Raw genomic sequence first — 18,219 nt, 5'->3', positions numbered from 1 at the left:
CTACAGGGAGGCGCGAGAAGGCCGGCTTGAACGCCGGCCTTTTTGTTTGCGCCATGTTGTTTGCGCAATGGCTTGTTTGCGCAATGGCTTGTTTGCGCAATGGCGTTTCCCAGCGAAGCGGCTCCCGCTTTTCAAACATTGTTCGATGGCGGGCCAGCGCTCAAATCGCGAAAAGCGTCCGCATTTTCCCGACTTGTTAACCGGGTACCACGATACTGCCGCCGGGGAATCATCCAGGGATAGCGGGACGGGGCGGCGGCAAATGGCGTTACGATTCAGCAGCGGCAAGATCAGGCTCAAGGGTTTCAGCTTTCCGAATTTCGGCGTCAGGGGCAGCCTGTTTGCCGCCTTCGCCGTCATCGCCGGCATGGCGATCGTGATCAGCGCCGGTGCCGGCCTGGTGCTCGGACATCTCGGCGGCGCCATGGTCGAACTGAGCGGACGGGACATCCCCCGCCTTGCGGCCAGCCTGCAATTGTCGGCGGAGAGCGCCAGCCTTGCCAGCCAGGGACCGGGGCTGCTTGCCTCCCGCAGCGAGGAGATGCTGGACGAGCGCTCCAAAAAAATGCAGGAGACCCAGCGCATCACCCTGCAAAAGCTTGCCGAGATCACCAAGCTCGGCGCCAACAAGGATACCGTCGCAGCCCTCACCGAGACGGTGAAAAACATCGAGGACATGATCAAGAGTCTCGGCGGCGCGGCACGCGAACGGCTGGAAACCGGTGCCCAGCACGAAAAACTGTATGAAGCGCTGCGCACGGCCCAGGCCGCGTTCGTCAAGGCCGCCGCGCCCGCGATGGTCGACGCCCAGACCCAGCTCAGCAGCATCTTCGGCGCCGCCAGCTTCAACCAGGACGAAGCCACCAAGGCGGAGAAAACGGTCGAGCAGATCAGCGACATCATCGCCGCCGGCAATCTGACCGCGTTCAACATGATGGCCGCGCTTTCATCCGAGAGCAGCGACACGCTCGAAGCCATCGAGAAGCAAACCCGCACGGCGCAGCAGCGCGTTAAATCGAACCTCGACCAGCTTCCCAAGGGTTCTCTTACGACGGCACTGAGCAACGCCTCGAAAGCCCTGCTGGCGCTCGGCGAAGGCAAGACCGGCGTCTTCAAGGTCCGCCAGAAGGAACTGGACGCCACGGATTACGGCCAGACCATCCTGGAAGAAACCCGCAAGCTCAATGTCGGCCTCGGCATCAGCGTGCAGCAACTGGTGGACGGGGTGCGCGGCGAGACCGACGCCTCAACCCGGCAGGCGGGCAAGGAGATTTCGCTGGCAACCACCGTCATGCTCGCGCTCGGTGCGGCGACCCTGATCGGATCGGTGCTGTTCGTCTGGCTCTATGTCGGCCGCAACATTCTGCGGCGCATCGGCAATCTGCAGCGTTCGATGCAGCTGCTCTCCAGCGGCGATCTCGAATCGGAAATCTATCAGTCGAGCCAGAAGGACGAGATCGCGGCGATGGCCAATTCGCTGCACGTGTTCCGCGAGAGCATGATCCAGAGCCGGGCGCTCACCGCCGACCAGGACCAGGATCGCATCGCCAAGGCCGAGCGCGCCACCCGCATGGAAGCCCGCATCGTCGAGTTCGAAACCACGGTGCGCACGGCGCTGGATAGTTTGCAGGAAGCGGCCGGCTCGATGCAGACCACCGCGCAGAGCATGTCGGCGACCGCCGATCAGTCCAGCGCGCTGGTGAGCGCGGTGGCCTCCGCCGCCGAGGAGACCTCGGTCAACGTCCAGACCGTGTCGTCGGGCACCGAGGAACTGTCGTCGTCGATCGAGGAAATCGGCCGCCAGGTCGTCACCTCAGCGGAGATCGCCCGCAAGGCGGTCGAGGAAGCCGGCGCCACCGACGCCACCATGCAGGGGCTGGCCGACAACGCCGCCCGCATCAGCGTGGTGGTCGATTTGATCCAGACCATCGCCTCGCAGACCAATTTGCTGGCGCTGAACGCCACCATCGAGGCCGCGCGCGCCGGCGAGGCCGGCCGCGGCTTCGCCGTGGTCGCCTCCGAGGTCAAGAGCCTCGCCACCCAGACCGCGAAGGCCACCGACGAGATCCGCCAGCAGATCGTCAGCATGCAGACGGTGACGACATCGGCGGTGTCAGCGATCCGCAGCATCTCTACCACGATCGGCGAGATCAACGACGTCACGACCGCGATCGCGGCCGCGGTCGAGGAGCAGGGCGCGGCGACGCGCGAGATCGCGCGCAACATTTCGCACGCCGCCGGCGGCACCAGCGAGGTTTCCAGCAACATTGTCGGCGTCTCCAGCGCCTCGACCGAAGCCGGCTCCGCCGCCAGCGAGGTCTTGACCGCCTCCGGCGCGCTCCGCCGCGAAGCCGACGTGCTGCGCGCGGAAATCGACGCGTTTTTGGGGAATATCCGGGCGGCGTAATGGTCCCCGTCATTCCGGGGCTATGCGAAGCATAGAACCCGGAATCTCGAGATTCCCCGGGGGCGCAAGTGCGCCCCTGAGGTTCGCATCTTCGATGCGCCCCGGAACGACAGCAGAGTGTGCCGCCACAACAAAATACCCATGCCTTTTATCCCACCGGGCACCTGCTTTTTCGGCTAGCGCCGCACCAATTGTGCGGGTAAGTCGGTGGGATGCACTCGAAAACCGACCCCGTTCAGTCCTCCGCCGAAGCCCTGCGATACCCCTGGGAGAATCACCCCGGCCAGGATCAGGTCGTCGAGGTGGTGCCGGGCGTGTTGTGGGTCCGGCTCAAGCTGCCGTTCCGGCTCAATCATGTGAACATCTACCTGCTCGCCGACGGCGACGGCTGGGCGATGATCGATTCCGGGTTCGGCAATGAGGAAACCATCGAAGCCTGGACCACGTTGTTCGAGGGCCCGCTCCGGCACGTGAAGATCTCCCGCCTGATCGTGACCCATTCGCATCCCGATCACGTCGGTCTGGCAGGCTGGGTCACCGAGCGCTTCGATTGTCCCTTGCAGATGTCGCAGGTCGAATATCTGCAGTCGGTCTATCACCAGAACCGCGGCACCGAGGAGCGCCGCAACGCGCAGCGGCTGTTCTTCCGCCGTCACGGCATGGACGAGAGCCTGACCGACACCCTGCTCAGCCGCGGCCAGGATTATCTGAAGCAGGTGTCGATCCTGCCGCCGTCCTACCGGCGCATCTCGCATGGCGACGAGATTTCCATCGGCACGCGGCGCTTCAAGGTCATCACCGGCGGCGGCCACGCGCTCGACCAGGTGATGCTGTATTGCGCCGCCGACAAATTGTTCCTTTCCGCCGACCAGGTGCTGAGCAAGATCTCGCCCAATGTCAGCGTCTGGGCGGTCGAGCCCAACCAGAACTCGCTCGGCGAATATCTGGCCTCGCTGGCGAGCCTGACCACCACGCTGCCCTATGACGTGATGGTGCTGCCCGGCCACGGCGTGCCGTTCTACGGCCTCAAGACCCGGATCAAGCAGCTGGCCGACCATCACGAGGACCGCTGCCGCCTGATCGCCGAAGCCTGCCGGACCGTGCCGCAGACCTCGAAGCAACTGGTGCCGGTGGTGTTCCACAAGCACGTGCTGGACGCCCACCAGATGGGCTTTGCCGCCGGCGAACTGATCGCCCACGTCAACTACATGCTGGTCGAGGGCCGCCTGACTTCCGAGGTCACCGACGGCGTGCTGTATTTCCGGACCACCTGACGCGCGCAACTAATCCATAGCTATTGGGCCTGAATGGGCGCACGGTCGCGCCATGCTATCCCGGCGGTCGTGCCAGACGAATTTCCACATTCAAGCTTTACCCAGCGGCGGCATTGATTTGACGCCGTCATTGCTGACGCGCGCGGCAATTGCGCCCGCAAAGGAAAATAGATGAAAATAATTGTTGCCGTCCTGGCGCTGTGCGCCTTCGCGCAGAACGCGTTCGCTGCAAGCCCGGAATGCCGCGCGGTCGAAAGCAACAGCGCACGGCTCGCCTGCTACGACGCGGCGCAGCCTCCGAAAATCGCAATGTCCAAGGAAATATCCAAGGAAAAAACCAGGGCGATCGAGAGCGACGCCTCACGACCCGAATACAAGGATCCCTTCCTCGCCGAGAACGCCCGCACCACGTCCAAGCTGAACAATATCTGTCGCGGCTGCTGAGCCACGGCCGACGAAAGAGGACGACAATGGCCAAAGTGTCGGACTATCGAATCATTACCTTTCAGCGGCAGCCCGGACTTTGGCGGGCCAATATGACGCCGATCGTCCAGTCCTCGACGATCACCCGGGGCGCGGCGATCCGCGGCTTTGTGACGGCCGAAGACAGCAAGTCCGAAGACGACGCCCTGATCGCGGCCAATCGCGCCATCAGGGAACTTGACTCGTAACCCGGGTCGGCGGCGCTCTTTGGCTACTCATGGTTTCATCCGCGCGGCCAAAATACCGGGACCGCAAATCGCAGCTAGCGCGTTGATCGGGATCAAGATTTTCCTTACCTTCGGTTCATCCCGAAGGCCCGCGAAAATGTGGGATTTCACATAGACACCAAACCTGGAAAAGCTCTAAAAAGAGCCCACGCCGCTCCGGCCGGTTCCGTTTCAGGTCTCGTGATGGATTACAGCAAATTCTTCTCCGCCGCCCTCAACCGCCTGCATGACGAGCGGCGCTACCGGGTTTTCGCCGACCTCGAGCGGATCGCGGGCCGCTTCCCGCATGCGGTCTGGCACTCGCCGAAGGGCCAGCGCAACGTCGTGATCTGGTGCTCCAACGACTATCTCGGCATGGGCCAGCACCCGAAAGTGGTCGGCGCCATGGTCGAGACCGCGACCCGTGTCGGCACCGGCGCCGGCGGCACCCGCAACATCGCCGGAACCCATCACCCGCTGGTGCAGCTCGAGGCTGAACTGGCCGACCTGCACGGCAAGGAAGCGTCACTGCTGTTCACCTCGGGCTACGTCTCGAACCAGACCGGCATCGCGACCATCGCAAAACTGATTCCGAACTGCCTCATTCTCTCCGACGCGCTCAACCACAATTCGATGATCGAGGGCGTGCGCCAGGCCGGCTGCGATCGCCAGATCTTCCGCCACAGCGACATGGCGCATCTGGAAGAGCTGTTGATTGCCGCAGGCCCCGACCGGCCCAAGCTGATCGCCTGCGAGAGCCTTTATTCGATGGACGGCGACATCGCGCCGCTCGCCAGGATCTGCGATCTCGCGGAAAAATACGGTGCGATGACCTATGTGGACGAAGTGCACGCGGTGGGCATGTACGGCCCGCGCGGCGGCGGCATCGCCGAGCGCGACGGCGTCATGCACCGCATCGACGTGCTCGAAGGCACGCTGGCCAAAGCCTTCGGCTGCCTCGGCGGCTACATCGCAGGGAAGGCCGACATCATCGATGCCGTCCGCTCCTACGCGCCGGGCTTCATCTTCACGACCGCACTGCCGCCGGCGATCTGCTCGGCCGCCACAGCGGCAATCCGCCACCTGAAAACCTCGAACTGGGAGCGCGAGCGCCACCAGGACCGCGCCGCCCGCGTCAAGGCGATCCTGAATGCCGCGGGCCTGCCCGTGATGTCGAGCGAGACCCACATCGTGCCGCTGTTCGTCGGCGACCCCGAGAACTGCAAGAAGGCGTCCGACATCCTGCTCGAAGAGCACGGCATCTACATCCAGCCGATCAACTATCCGACCGTCGCCAAGGGAACCGAGCGCTTGAGGATCACGCCCTCGCCCTACCATGATGACGGCCTGATCGATCACCTTGCCGAAGCGCTGCTTCAGGTCTGGGAACGCCTCGGCCTGCCGCTGAAGCAGAAATCGCTGGCGGCCGAGTAACCGTACTCCCTCGAAACCCCGGAAATTGGGCCGGTAGCGCGGTGCGCTGCCGGCCCATTGCGTTTATAGTGGCGGTTCCGGTCCGCGAACAGAGGCCGGGAAGGGAGACAGGCAGCAATGCTGCACGACTGGGGCGTGATCGCCGCCGCATTCGCGTATATCGGACTGCTGTTCTTCGTCGCCAGCTATGGCGACCGCCTGTCGCCGAGCCAACGCGGCCGCGCCAGCATGATGATCTATCCGCTGTCGCTGGCGATCTACTGCACCTCCTGGACCTTCTTCGGCTCGGTCGGCTTCGCCAGCCGCACCAGCGTCGAGTTCCTCGCGATCTATGTCGGCCCGATCCTGATGATCGGATTGTGCACGCCGCTGCTCCGCCGCGTGATCCAGCTGGCCAAATCGCAGAACATCACCTCGATCGCCGACTTCATCGCCGCCCGCTACGGCAAGAGCCAGGCGGTGGCCGCGACCGTCGCCGTCATCGCGATTATCGGATCGGTCCCCTACATCGCGCTCCAGCTCAAGGCGATGTCTTCCTCGCTGGAGACGATCCTGAGCGAAGACAAGCTGTTCTCCTCGATCCCGCTGATCGGCGACATCGCACTGGTAGTGACGCTGGCGATGGCCGTGTTCGCCGTGCTGTTCGGAACCCGCCAGACCGACGCCACCGAGCACCAGCACGGCTTGATGCTGGCGGTCGCCACCGAATCCATCGTCAAGCTGGTGGCGTTTCTCGCCGCCGGCCTCTTCGTCACCTTCTGGATGTTCTCGCCAGTCGAACTGATCGAACGCGCGATGAAAACGCCGGAAGCAATGCGCGCGATCAACTACTCGCCTTCGATCGGCAATTTCCTGACCATGACGCTGCTCTCGTTCTGCGCGATCATGCTGCTGCCGCGGCAGTTTCACGTCAGCGTGGTCGAGAATTCCAGCATCGACGAGGTCAATCGCGCACGCTGGCTGTTTCCGCTCTATCTGGTCGCCATCAATCTGTTCGTGATCCCGATCGCCATCGCCGGCCTCGTCACCTTCCCGTTCGGTGCTGTCGACAGCGACATGTACGTGCTGGCGCTGCCGATCGAGGGAAACGCGCCCTTGCTCAGCATCGCCGTCTTTGTCGGCGGCCTGTCGGCCGCGACCGCGATGGTGATCGTGGAATGCGTGGCACTTTCGATCATGGTTTCGAACGACATCGTGTTGCCGCTGGTGTTGCAGCGGAGCCCGCGGACGCGCCCGGGCCAGCAGGATTTCGGCGACTTCCTGCTCAAGGTGCGGCGCTTTGCGATCTTCGCCATCATGGTGATGGCCTATTTCTACTATCGCGCGCTCGGCAGCACCCAACTGGCCGCGATCGGGCTGCTGTCGTTCGCCGCCCTCGCCCAGCTCGCGCCGGCCTTCTTCGGCGGCCTGTTTTGGCGGCAGGGCACCGCGCGCGGCGCCATGGGCGGCATGCTGGTCGGCGTCGCCGTGTGGATCTATACGCTGTTCCTGCCGAGCTTCCTCGAAACCACCACGGCGGGGCTGCAATTCCTGCAGCACGGACCGTTCGGCATCGAGGCGCTTCGCCCGCGGGCGCTGTTCGGCGCTGATCTGCCGCCGCTGATGCATGGCGTGCTGTGGTCGCTCGGGCTCAACATCCTGACCTACGTCGTGATGTCGCTGGCGCGTCAACCGTCGTCGATCGAACGGTTGCAGGCCGACCTGTTCGTGCCGAGCACGCTGACGCCGATTACGCCGACCTTCCGGCGCTGGCGCACCACGGTCACGGTGCAGGATATCCAGAGCACGGTGGCGCAATATCTCGGCCCCGACCGCGCCCGCCAGGCGTTCGAGACCTTTACCGCCGGCCATCCCGGTCATCTCGATCCGGCCGCGCCCGCCGATTTCGAGTTGCTGCAGCATGCCGAGCGCCTGATCGCGTCCTCGATCGGGGCGGCCTCCTCGCGCCTGGTGATGTCGCTGCTGCTGCGCAAGCGCACCGTCTCCGCCAAGGCGGCGCTGAAGCTGCTCGACGATTCGCACGCTGCGCTGCATTTCAACCGCGAGATCCTGCAGACCGCGCTGAACCATGTGCGCCAGGGTATTGCGGTATTCGACGCCGATCTGCAGCTGATCTGCTCGAATGCGCAGTTCGGCGAAATCCTCGCGCTGCCGCCGCATCTGGTGCAACTCGGGATTCCCTTGCAGGAAATCCTCGAATTCATGGACGCCGTCAGCCCGCCCGGCTCCGGCAACAGCGACGCCCTGCTGGCGCTACGGCTGAAAGCCTACACCACCGAGGGCGAGCCCTATCTGGAACGCCTGCCCGACCGGCACATGGTGATCGAGGTCCGCTCCAACCGGATGCCGGGCGGCGGGCTGGTGATCACCTTCTCCGACGTCACGCCGAGCTTCGAGGCGGCGGAAGCGCTGGAGCGCGCCAATGCGACGCTGGAGAAGCGGGTGCGGGACCGCACCGAGGAACTCACCCGGCTGAATTCCGAACTGGCGCTGGCCAAGAGCACCGCCGAGGACGCCAACATCTCGAAGACCCGGTTTCTCGCGGCCGCCAGCCACGACATCCTGCAGCCGCTGAACGCGGCGCGGCTTTATGTCACGAGCCTGGTCGAGCGCCAGAGCGGCGGCGAGGATTCGCGCCTGGTCGAGAACATCGACGACTCGCTGGAGGCGATCGAGGAAATTCTCGGCGCGCTGCTGGACATCTCGCGGCTCGACGCCGGCGCGATGACCACCTCGATCACCAGCTTCAAGATGGCCGACCTGATGCGGTCGCTGGAAATCGAATTCGCCCCGATCGCCCGCGCCAAGGGGCTGAAGCTGAGCTTCGTGCCGTGCTCGCTGCCGGTCGAATCCGACCGCGCGCTGCTGCGCCGGCTGCTGCAGAACTTCATATCCAACGCCATCAAATATACCCCGCGCGGGCGGGTGCTGGTCGGCTGCCGCCGCCGCGGGCAAACCCTGCAGATCGGCATCTATGATACCGGCGTCGGAATCCCCGTGCAGAAGCGCGGCGAGATCTTCAAGGAGTTCCACCGTCTCGAACAGGGCGCGCGGATCGCGCGCGGGCTCGGCCTCGGGCTCTCGATCGTCGAGCGGCTGGCGCGGGTGCTCAACCATGGCATTGCGCTGGGCGCCAATGCCGGCGGCGGCTCGGTGTTCTCGGTGACGGTGCCGGTCGCCAAGGCGGTCAACTACACCGCCGCCGTCACCAGCGCGACGCCGCTCTCGAAGACGCCGATGAGCGGCGCATTGATCGTCTGCATCGAAAACGATCCGGCGATCCTCGATGGCATGAAGACGCTGCTCACGGCGTGGGACGCCGAGGTGATCGCGGTGGCCGATCCCGAGGCCGCGATCGCCGCGATCGAGACGTCAGGCGGAAGCGTCACCGGCCTTCTGGTCGACTATCACCTCGACCGCGGCAACGGCGTCGCCGCGATCCGTGAGATCCGCCGCCGCTTCGGCGAGAACACTCCGGCGATCCTGATCACGGCGGACCGCAGTCCGAATGTGCGGGCGGCCGCGCGCGAGGAAAATATCGCGGTGCTGAACAAGCCGGTCAAACCGGCATCGCTGCGGGCGCTGCTCGGCCAGTGGCGCGCCCAGCAGCTGGTCGCGGCGGAGTAGGCGCGACCGGCGCGAAGAGCGTAGGATGGGTGGAGCCAACGGTCTAACTCTTTGCCGTTACGCCGTCGGCGTGCCCTGGCGCCACTGGCCGCCGGAGATTTTCGCGGCTGCGATCACGGCCTGGGTGCGGCTTTCGACGCCGAGCTTCTGCAGGATCGCCGAGACATGCGCCTTGATGGTCGCTTCCGAGACACCGAGCTCATAGGCGATCTGCTTGTTGAGCAGCCCCTCCGACAGCATCATCAGCACCCTCACCTGCTGCGGGGTCAGCGTCACCAGCCGGTCGCGCAGCCGCGTCATGTCCGGGTCGGCGGCGGAAGACAGATCGGTGTCCTGCGGCACCCAGACGTCGCCTTCCATCACCTTCATGATGGCGTCGCGCAGCGTCTCGACCCCGAAGCGCTTGGGAATGAAACCGGAGGCGCCAAAATCGAGCGACCGTCGGATGGTTCCGGCGTCGTCGCTGGCGGAGACGATCACCACCGGAATCGCCGGATATTGCGCGCGCAGGTAAATCAGGCCGGAGAAACCCGAGATCCCCGGCATGGTCAGATCGAGCAGGATCAGGTCGACGTCGGAGTCCCGTTCAAGCAGCGCGGTCAAGTCGTCGAACGAGCCCGCCTCGCTGATCACGGCCGAGCTTATGACGCTCGCCACCGCTTGCCGCAGGGCGTCGCGGAACAAGGGATGGTCATCGGCGATGACGAGATGGGTGCTGGTAGCGGCAGTCATTTACTTCTTGCGAAAAGCGTTGCGGCAAGCCGGTGACCGTTTTCTGTAGGCCTGCCAAGCGGTTTTGCAATTGTCCCCTGCCCGGCGGCTTCATGCAAGCGCGCAATACCGGCACGCCACAAAGCGGTTAATCCTCCAGTTTGTGCATCGCAACAAGGCTGCCGGTTCGGACGCACATCAAACGCGGAACAGCAGATCGCGGGTCAGATCATCGACGTTTGCGACAGCACCGGTCGGCCTATGCCGCGGCCCCCACGATCAGTGCCCGTTCCAGCGCGGCCCTGTCCATCCGCGCAATCAATTCGTCATGGATGTTGCAAAGGCTGACACGGAGGTAATTGCGCGTCGTCTGGAAATCCCGTCCGCGCAGCTTTTCGTGGATCGGCATCATCGAGAAATAGCTTTCCGCCAGCGGTTCGGGAATGTCCATCACGCGCTTCGGCGCATGGCCGCCGACCAGATCGAGACGATGCGCGAGTTCGCGACGCGCTTCGAGCCAGGCAGCTTCGCCGAGCGACGGAGGAACCGGATAGCGGTCGAAAACCGAAAGAACCACAAGCGTCAATGGGTCGAGAATGGCCCGGCGCTGGGTCCCAGCCTGAGCAGCCAGCACCCCCTCGATCATTTCGCCCACCATCGCAAGACCCAGCGGAAAGGCTTTCCAGCGCGCGCGCTCGACGGATTGCGCAAATCCCTCTTCGGCGAATAACACCTTGGCGTAGTGACCTGCACGGGCGCGCGAATATTCGTAGATGCCCTTCTGCACGATGAAGGCCGACTGCGCATCGATGAAGTCCGCAAGCGCTTCCGGGTCGCGAATCGGCGGACGGGGGCGAAACAACTTTTCGAACAGCTTCATCGCATTCTCATCCAGCTCGATCGGCCCAGACTACTTCGTCAGCTTACCCCATCTGGTTCACGACAAGTCCAACGTTCTCAACGCATCCCTGTTAGCAGTTGCAACAATTTCACACCCCGCCGAAAGTATAATGAAGACCTGACCAGTCGTAGTGTTAGCGTCAGACGACTCCGAACTGGCGCAAGACCGGTTGAATAAGCGGCAAGGGGGGCGCCGTGCTGAAGGGATTTGCATTCCCCTCGATCATTTAATCCGGTGCATTGATGCGCCGGTGCTTTGGGGAGGATTTGCAACGATGCCTGACTCTGCAAGCATGAAAGAGAGAGAAGAAGCGCACTGGGCAAAGACCTCGCGCCTGATGTTCACGCATCTCGGTGTCTGGTTCTTCTTCGGCTTCGTCATCCACATGTTCGTGGTCCCGCTCAACAAGATCACCATTCCGATCCTTAACTTCCCGCTCGGCTTCTATATGGCCGCGCAGGGCTCCCTCATCGTGTTCGTGGTCATGCTGTTCCTCTTCGCGAAGCAGCAGGACAAGATTGACCGCGAATACGGCTTTGCCGAGGAAGATTGAGGGGGAAGAGATCATGGCCACAGAAGCTTCTGCCAAAAGCTCGGATTTCATCAAGAATCTGGGCAAGATGTACGGCACCTATACCGGCGGCTTCATCGCGTTCATCCTTCTGCTCGCGCTTATGGAGCAGATGGGTGTTCCGAACAAAATTCTCGGCTACCTGTTCGTGTTCTTCACGCTCGCGGTCTACGCCATCATCGGCGTGATGACGCGAACCGCTGAAGTCTCGGAGTATTACGTGGCCGGACGGCGCGTTCCGGCTTTCTACAACGGAATGGCGACGGGCGCCGACTGGATGTCGGCGGCGTCCTTCGTAGGCATGGCCGGCACCCTTTTCCTGCTGGGTTACGACGGCCTCGCATGGGTGCTCGGATGGACCGGCGGATTCGTGCTGGTATCGATCCTGATCGGGCCATATCTGCGCAAGTTCGGCGCCTATACGGTGCCCGACTTCCTGTCGTTCCGGTACGGCGGAAACTTCGCGCGCGCGCTCGGCGTGATCGTGCTCGTTTGCTGCTCCTTCACCTATGTGACTGCGCAGATCTACGGCACCGGTCTCATTGCCTCGCGATTCCTCGGGATGCAGTTCGAACTTGCAGTTTTCGCCGGGCTGGTCGGCATTCTGCTCTGCGCGATGCTGGGCGGCATGCGGGCGGTGACCTGGACGCAGATCGCGCAGTACGTCGTGCTGATCATCGCTTATCTGACCCCCATCGTGATCCTGTCCACCAAGAAATACGGAATTCCGATTCCGGAACTCACCTATGGGCAGGCGATCGCGGAGATTACGGCGCGGGAGCAGCAGATGCTGGCGACCGGCCTTGCGACGGTGGCAAACCTCAAGCCGCATATTCAGCCTTTCATCAACTACAGTCCGCTGAACTTCTTCGCGATCATCATGTGCATGATGGTCGGAACGGCTTCGCTGCCGCATATCCTGATGCGCTACTTCACCACCCCCTCGGTACGTGAGGCACGCCAGTCGGTGGCATGGTCGCTGCTGTTCATCTTCCTGCTGTACTTCTCGGCGCCGGCCTACGCGGCGTTCTCGAAGCTGGAAGTTTACACCAACATCATCGGGCGCGACCTGACGTCCATCCGCCCATGGTTGTTCAACTGGGGTGAACTCGGGCTGATCCAGATCTGCGGCAAGAACGCGGCCAATATCGACGCCATCGTTGCAGCCTGCAAGGCCATTGCCGGTCATCCCGGTGTCGTCAGGCTGCAGGACTTCGTGATCAACACCGACGTGATCGTGCTCTCCACCCCGGAGATCGCGGGACTTCCCTATGTGATCTCGGGTCTGGTGGCGGCGGGCGGCCTTGCCGCCGCGTTGTCCACCGCTGACGGGCTGCTGCTCGCCATCGCCAACGCGTTGTCGCACGACGTCTACTACAAGATGATCGACCCAAACGCACCGACCATGCGCCGGCTCACCGTGGCGCGCGCCCTGCTGGTCGTCGTCGCTGTGATCGCGGCCGCGACGGCAGCTACCAAGCCGGCAGATATCCTGGCCATGGTCGGCTGGGCGTTCTCACTGGCGATGGCGGGCAACTTCCCGGCGCTCGTGATGGGCGTCTGGTGGAAACGCACGACGGCGACGGGAGCAATCTGCGGCATCATTGCCGGCTTCGGACTATGCCTGTTCTATCTCGTGACCACCCGCTACTTCCCGGGCGCCGGCGTGGCGTATTTCGGCATGACTTCGCTGACCAACCCACTGACGGGACTTCCGCTGGTCGACATCGCGAAAGCCATGGCATTACCCAATGCCATGGAGAGTTTCCCAACACTGGCCCATCCGATGGCGAACAAGGTCGGATGGTTCGACCTCAACAATATCGCCTGCGGGTTGCTGGGAACGCCGCTCGGCTTCGCGGTCATCTACATCGTCAGCCTGCTCGGCAAGGAGCCGTCGAGGGAAATGCAGGCCTATGTGGACGATATCCGCAAACCGCGTGGCAGGACGGTGCTCGAAGAGAGGACCACTTAAGAGCGCAACGACTGATATCGGCAAACGGGGCCCTCAGGGCCCCGTTTTGTTTTCCTTGAGCCACGAGATCGCTTGCCGGGAAAGTCGCCACTTGCCATTGTTGACCACGATCATGGTGCCGTGACACATCTCGATTCGTCGATAGCTGAAGCACTGCGGGAGCATTGGACTTTGGATACGGCAACTTCATTCGCCAGCTATTGGTATTTCCATCTGCCGAATTTCGTGCTGGCGGCGCTGATGTACACGATGCTCGGCCGGCTCCTGCTCGGCCTGATGGTTGACGCGGATTCGCCGAACTATATCTGGCGATTCTTTTGCCGGATTACCGATCCCGTGATCGCCGTCCTCGCGATCGTAACCCCGAAAATTACCCCTCCCCCCGTGCTGTGGCTGTTCGGCTTCGTCTGGATGTTCTGGCTGCGCGTGCTGTTTCACTACACGTTACTGGTGTTGAATCTCGCGCCCAGGTTCGGCGGAGCCGCGCCATGAACCGCAATTTCTATTTCATCGGAATTGCGTTCTTCGGAATGATCAACGGGATATTCAATCAGCTCGCGCTGATTTTCGCATTGCTGTACGTTCAGCCGCTCATCGGCCCCCTGCTGTTTGGCAGCCTGTCATTGACGCTGATGTTCGCGTCGCTGATGGTTTCCACCGCAACCGTCATCCTCGGCGGGATTCCGGCGGCAGTTTACGAACGGGCCACCCGCGCACCGGAATCGAACAATGTCTCGCTCTGGATCTGGCTTGCCGGAACGGCGCTACTCGCGCTGCCCGCCGCCGGCAATTTTCTCAAAATCGGCCTCTAGCCGAACAGTCCTGAGGTTGAGAGCGAGGGACCTTGGCGCTACGCTGACGTCAGGTGCTTGCTGGCGGCGGAGCGTGGCGGATCATGGAAGAGATGCGCCGTATTGCCTATGAAACGGTGCTGCGCGCATGCGGGTTCGCGTCGCTGGCCATTTTCTGCGTCATGATCGGCCTGTCCTTCCTGCCGCGTTCTGCCTTTCAGGCGGGAGGGTTTCTGAGCATGGCGATGACACTTGTCCTCGTTCTGAAGGCCCGTGAAGCCCGAACGAAGGACCACCGTCGGACCGAGATGTGGCTCTATCTTCCGAAGGAGAAACGTCCGCCCCAGGCCTTCGCTCAAAGGACGATTTCGACGGTCATGCGCGAGACCTATTTGCTGTTCGCGAGCTGGACCGCGATCATCTCCATTGTGATGTGGAGCATCGCGCTGTTCTTCTCTGTTATTGGACTTTAGTTTGGAAACTGCATCAATAGTGGGCAGGATTCCGGCGCACAAGGGTCCCGACTTTTGTCTAAGTGGTTTGCAGTTTTGAGCATGAGCTGGGGCATTTCCAAAGACCCAGGCCTGGAACGCGAAGCTCATATGTCGCGGTAAAATCAGCATTGTCCGCCGCGATTCGGCAGGCGCAATCGTGCCATCGCAGCAACCACGTCCGGCAACCTGACCGCAGGTGCGGCTGATCGATGCCATCCAAAAGTACTAAAGTACTATTGGGGCACGCTTCTCGAACATGTAGTTAGGCTCGCAATTAATTGCGCGTCGAACAGACGCAACGCACGTGTTCGTGTTTTACAAAAAACGGGGAGCGATCGAAATGTCCACTATGGCGGCAACGGAAAAAGTTAGAACCGGGGGAATGACGAAGGACGAACGTTTCGTCATTCTGGCTTCGTCACTCGGTACCGTGTTCGAATGGTACGACTTCTACCTGTTCGGTTCGCTTGCCAGCGTGATCGGCGCACAGTTCTTCGGCGTCATTGATCCCGCAACCAATCAGCCGATGTTCAACCAGGCCACCCGCGACATATTCGCGCTGCTGGCGTTCGCCGCGGGCTTCATCGTCCGCCCGTTCGGCGCCATCGTGTTCGGCCGGGTCGGCGACATCGTCGGCCGCAAATACACCTTCCTCGTCACCATTCTGATCATGGGCCTGTCGACCTTCATCGTCGGCATCCTGCCCAACGCGGCGACCATCGGCATTGCGGCGCCGATCATCCTGATCGGTTTGCGCCTGCTGCAGGGCCTCGCGCTCGGCGGCGAATACGGAGGTGCGGCGACCTACGTGGCCGAACATGCCCCGATGGGCAAACGCGGCTACTACACCTCGTTCATCCAGACCACGGCAACGCTCGGCCTGTTCCTGTCGCTGCTGGTGATCCTGTTCACCCGAACGGCGCTAGGAGAGCCTGACTTCGCCGCATGGGGTTGGCGTATTCCGTTCCTGGTGTCGGTCTTGCTGCTCGGCATCTCGGTCTGGATCCGGCTTCGCCTGAACGAATCGCCGGTGTTCCAGAAGATGAAGGACGAGGGCAAGAGCTCAAAGGCGCCGTTGACCGAAGCCTTCGCCAACTGGAGCAACGCCAAGATCGTAATTATCGCGCTGATCGGCGGCGTGATGGGCCAGGGCGTGGTCTGGTACACGGGCCAGTTCTACGCGCTGTTCTTCATGCAATCGATCCTCAAGGTCGACGGCTATACCGCCAACCTGCTGATTGCGTGGTCACTGCTGCTCGGCACCGGCTTCTTCATCGTGTTCGGCGCGCTGTCCGACAAGATCGGCCGCAAGCCGATCATTCTGGCAGGCTGCCTGATCGCGGCGCTGACGTTCTTTCCGATCTTCAAGATGATCACCAGCAACGCCAACCCGGCGCTGGAAAAGGCGATCGAAACCGTGAAGGTCGAGGTCGTCGCCGATGCCAAGGCCTGCGGCGATCTGTTCAACCCGGTCGGCACCCGCGTCTTCACCGCGCCTTGCGACACCGCCCGCGCCTATCTCGCCCAGCAGTCGGTCAAGTATTCGACCCGCTACGAAGGCACCGGCGTGAAGCTCGTCGTCAACGGCAAGGACGTGGCTTACACGGATGCCAAGACATCCAACCCGGCGGTGCTGGCGGCGGTGCAGGCTGCAGGCTATCCGAAGGCCGGCGACGCCCAGATCGTGAAGATGGCGCACCCGTTCGACATCTTCAAACCGCGGGTCGCGGCGGTGATCGGGCTGTTGTTCATCTTGGTGATCTTCGTCACCATGGTGTACGGGCCGATCGCGGCGATGCTGGTCGAACTGTTCCCGACCAAGATCCGCTACACCTCGATGTCGCTGCCCTACCACATCGGCAACGGCTGGTTCGGCGGTCTGTTGCCCGCGACCTCGTTCGCGATCGTGGCCTCGACCGGCGATATCTACGCCGGCCTCTGGTACCCGATCATCTTCGCATCGATCACCGCGGTCGTCGGCTTCTTCTTCCTGCCGGAAACCAAGGACGTCGACATCACGAAGTAACCGGATTTCGTCCGCCGGGCAGCCGGCGGACGATCACAACACGAACCGGCCGCGGAGCGATCCGCGGCCGGTTCTGTTTTTGGCGGGCGCGCCTTAAGCCGTCGCGCCGATAAACTGCAACACGATCTCGCGCCGATGCGGCCGCGCCCGGTGCTCGATCAGATAGATCCCCTGCCATGTTCCCAGCGCCAGCGCGCTGCGCAGCACCGGGACCTGCAGCGAGGTCGCGGTCAGCATGGTCTTGATATGCGCGGGCATGTCATCTGGACCTTCGGTGTCATGGCGCCATCCGGCGTTTTCCGGCGCGGCCCGATTCAGCGCCGTCATGAGATCGCCCAGCACCGTCGGGTCGGCATTTTCCTGGATCGTCAGCGACGCCGAGGTGTGGCGGATGAACAGCGTCACCGCCCCTTCGCGCGCGCTGGCCTCGCGCACGAATTTTGCGACTTCGGCGGTGAGGTCGGTAAACCCCGCACCTGCTGTTTGCACAGTCAGCAGCGAGGAGACGATGGTCGTCGCCGTGACGCTGGAGGGTGGCGTGCGGGACAGCGATTTGGGTTGGGACATTAGAACCAATTTCTCCGTCGTCCCGGCGAAGGCCGGGACCCTTATGTGGACGGCCTCTCGATTTGAGGCAGTCGGAGTTGATATCTTTTGCAAACAACCGACAGCGGTGGTTATGGGTCCCGGCCCCCCGTGCGCAATTGCGCACCAGGCCGGGACGACGCGTGGAAAGACGACATATCAAATCCTGCCGTTGACGTCCTTCTGGACGCGGTTGGCCATCTCGATCAATCGCTTCCAAGCCCGCTCCAGGAACGACATCATGCGATCCATGTCGCGATCGCTCGGCAGTGGAATTTCAATCTTGCGCTCGCCCTCGACGATCTTCGGTTCGCTCTTCTTCAGCGAGTCGGATTTCGGCATCGGCTCTTCGATCTTGCCGGCAACGGTCGGCTCGCGCGAAGCGAGCTCCTTCCTGAGCTTTTCATTGTCGGCCTGCAGCCGGCCGATCTCCACATCCAGCGCCGCACGCTCGTCGGGCACCGCGTAGCAGGCCCACCCCGCCCCCGAATTGCTGCAGGTCGAAATCGCGCCGGTTCGGGTATCGAGCCGCAGCACGCCATCCGCCGTCGAGGACAGCGCATAACGGCCGTTCTCGGTATCCGGCATCGCCTTCGGAGACGCGGCGCCGGCGCCGGCAACACCCAGCGCCAGCACGGCAACAACGGAGAGAAACAATCTGCAGAGAAACATTCTGGAGGACGACGCTGTGCTCATGGGCTTGCTCCGCCTTAAAGACAGTACCGGTTTCCTCA

General features: G+C 62.7%; 16 protein-coding genes. 12 read left to right on the top strand and 4 right to left on the bottom strand.

Going from position 1 to position 18,219, the window contains the following annotated elements:
- Positions 1-262: 262 nt before the first annotated feature.
- The 6 genes from JQ558_RS07385 (at position 263) to JQ558_RS07360 (ending at position 9,431) form a co-directional block, all read left to right on the top strand.
- Positions 263-2,407 (top strand): methyl-accepting chemotaxis protein, encoded by a 2,145-nt coding sequence (locus JQ558_RS07385; protein ID WP_212293246.1) that lies wholly within the window; start codon positions 263-265, stop codon positions 2,405-2,407.
- A 212-nt stretch (positions 2,408-2,619) separates the two neighbouring features.
- The gene (locus tag JQ558_RS07380) at positions 2,620-3,681 is read left to right on the top strand and encodes an MBL fold metallo-hydrolase (RefSeq protein WP_212293245.1); all 1,062 of its coding nucleotides are present in this window, start codon (positions 2,620-2,622) and stop codon (positions 3,679-3,681) included.
- Between the two features lie 171 nt (positions 3,682-3,852).
- The gene (locus tag JQ558_RS07375; RefSeq protein ID WP_212214618.1) at positions 3,853-4,125 is read left to right on the top strand and encodes a hypothetical protein; all 273 of its coding nucleotides are present in this window, start codon (positions 3,853-3,855) and stop codon (positions 4,123-4,125) included.
- Between the two features lie 26 nt (positions 4,126-4,151).
- Positions 4,152-4,352: a hypothetical protein gene (locus tag JQ558_RS07370; RefSeq protein ID WP_212276678.1), complete on the top strand. Its 201-nt coding sequence runs from the start codon at positions 4,152-4,154 to the stop codon at positions 4,350-4,352.
- A gap of 222 nt (positions 4,353-4,574) precedes the next feature.
- Positions 4,575-5,804 carry a 5-aminolevulinate synthase gene (hemA, locus tag JQ558_RS07365; protein WP_212293244.1) on the top strand — a complete coding sequence of 410 codons (1,230 nt, stop codon included), beginning with the start codon at positions 4,575-4,577 and terminating at the stop codon, positions 5,802-5,804.
- 117 nt (positions 5,805-5,921) lie between these two features.
- Complete coding sequence (locus JQ558_RS07360) at positions 5,922-9,431, top strand: PAS domain-containing hybrid sensor histidine kinase/response regulator (protein WP_212293243.1); 3,510 nt, start codon at positions 5,922-5,924, stop codon at positions 9,429-9,431.
- A 57-nt stretch (positions 9,432-9,488) separates the two neighbouring features.
- On the opposite strand, the gene JQ558_RS07355 is transcribed toward JQ558_RS07360, so the two are convergent.
- A complete protein-coding gene (locus tag JQ558_RS07355) occupies positions 9,489-10,163 on the bottom strand; it encodes a response regulator transcription factor (RefSeq protein ID WP_212214625.1) in 675 nt (224 codons plus the stop codon).
- Positions 10,164-10,401: 238 nt separating this feature from the next.
- Entirely contained in the window at positions 10,402-11,022 is a 621-nt protein-coding gene (locus JQ558_RS07350; protein ID WP_212276679.1) for a hypothetical protein, read from the bottom strand.
- A 295-nt stretch (positions 11,023-11,317) separates the two neighbouring features.
- On the opposite strand from JQ558_RS07350, the gene JQ558_RS07345 reads away from it, so the two are divergent.
- The 6 genes from JQ558_RS07345 to JQ558_RS07320 all read left to right on the top strand — a co-directional run bounded on the left by JQ558_RS07345 (position 11,318) and on the right by JQ558_RS07320 (position 16,900).
- Positions 11,318-11,596 carry a DUF4212 domain-containing protein gene (locus JQ558_RS07345; protein WP_212214634.1) on the top strand — a complete coding sequence of 93 codons (279 nt, stop codon included), beginning with the start codon at positions 11,318-11,320 and terminating at the stop codon, positions 11,594-11,596.
- Between the two features lie 13 nt (positions 11,597-11,609).
- Positions 11,610-13,589, top strand: a complete 1,980-nt coding sequence (locus tag JQ558_RS07340) for a sodium:solute symporter family protein (RefSeq protein WP_212214636.1) — start codon at positions 11,610-11,612, stop codon at positions 13,587-13,589.
- A gap of 72 nt (positions 13,590-13,661) precedes the next feature.
- Positions 13,662-14,081, top strand: a complete 420-nt coding sequence (locus JQ558_RS07335; protein ID WP_212293242.1) for a hypothetical protein — start codon at positions 13,662-13,664, stop codon at positions 14,079-14,081.
- Positions 14,078-14,401, top strand: coding sequence for a hypothetical protein (locus JQ558_RS07330; protein ID WP_211997865.1), 324 nt, complete (start codon positions 14,078-14,080; stop codon positions 14,399-14,401). Before JQ558_RS07335 ends, JQ558_RS07330 begins: the two co-directional genes overlap by 4 nt.
- Positions 14,402-14,484: 83 nt before the next feature.
- Positions 14,485-14,853 carry a hypothetical protein gene (locus JQ558_RS07325; protein ID WP_211997866.1) on the top strand — a complete coding sequence of 123 codons (369 nt, stop codon included), beginning with the start codon at positions 14,485-14,487 and terminating at the stop codon, positions 14,851-14,853.
- A 403-nt stretch (positions 14,854-15,256) separates the two neighbouring features.
- Positions 15,257-16,900 carry an MFS transporter gene (locus tag JQ558_RS07320; RefSeq protein WP_212214640.1) on the top strand — a complete coding sequence of 548 codons (1,644 nt, stop codon included), beginning with the start codon at positions 15,257-15,259 and terminating at the stop codon, positions 16,898-16,900.
- 93 nt (positions 16,901-16,993) lie between these two features.
- Here JQ558_RS07320 and JQ558_RS07315 read toward each other — a convergent pair whose 3' ends face one another.
- Both JQ558_RS07315 and JQ558_RS07310 read right to left on the bottom strand, forming a co-directional pair.
- Positions 16,994-17,467 (bottom strand): secondary thiamine-phosphate synthase enzyme YjbQ, encoded by a 474-nt coding sequence (locus tag JQ558_RS07315; RefSeq protein ID WP_212293241.1) that lies wholly within the window; start codon positions 17,465-17,467, stop codon positions 16,994-16,996.
- A gap of 177 nt (positions 17,468-17,644) precedes the next feature.
- A complete protein-coding gene (locus JQ558_RS07310; RefSeq protein ID WP_212293240.1) occupies positions 17,645-18,181 on the bottom strand; it encodes a hypothetical protein in 537 nt (178 codons plus the stop codon).
- Positions 18,182-18,219: the final 38 nt, after the last annotated feature.

This window comes from Bradyrhizobium sp. AUGA SZCCT0160 (assembly GCF_018130105.1).
Lineage (GTDB): Bacteria > Pseudomonadota > Alphaproteobacteria > Rhizobiales > Xanthobacteraceae > Bradyrhizobium.
This window is presented reverse-complemented; position numbering and strand designations above follow the sequence as displayed.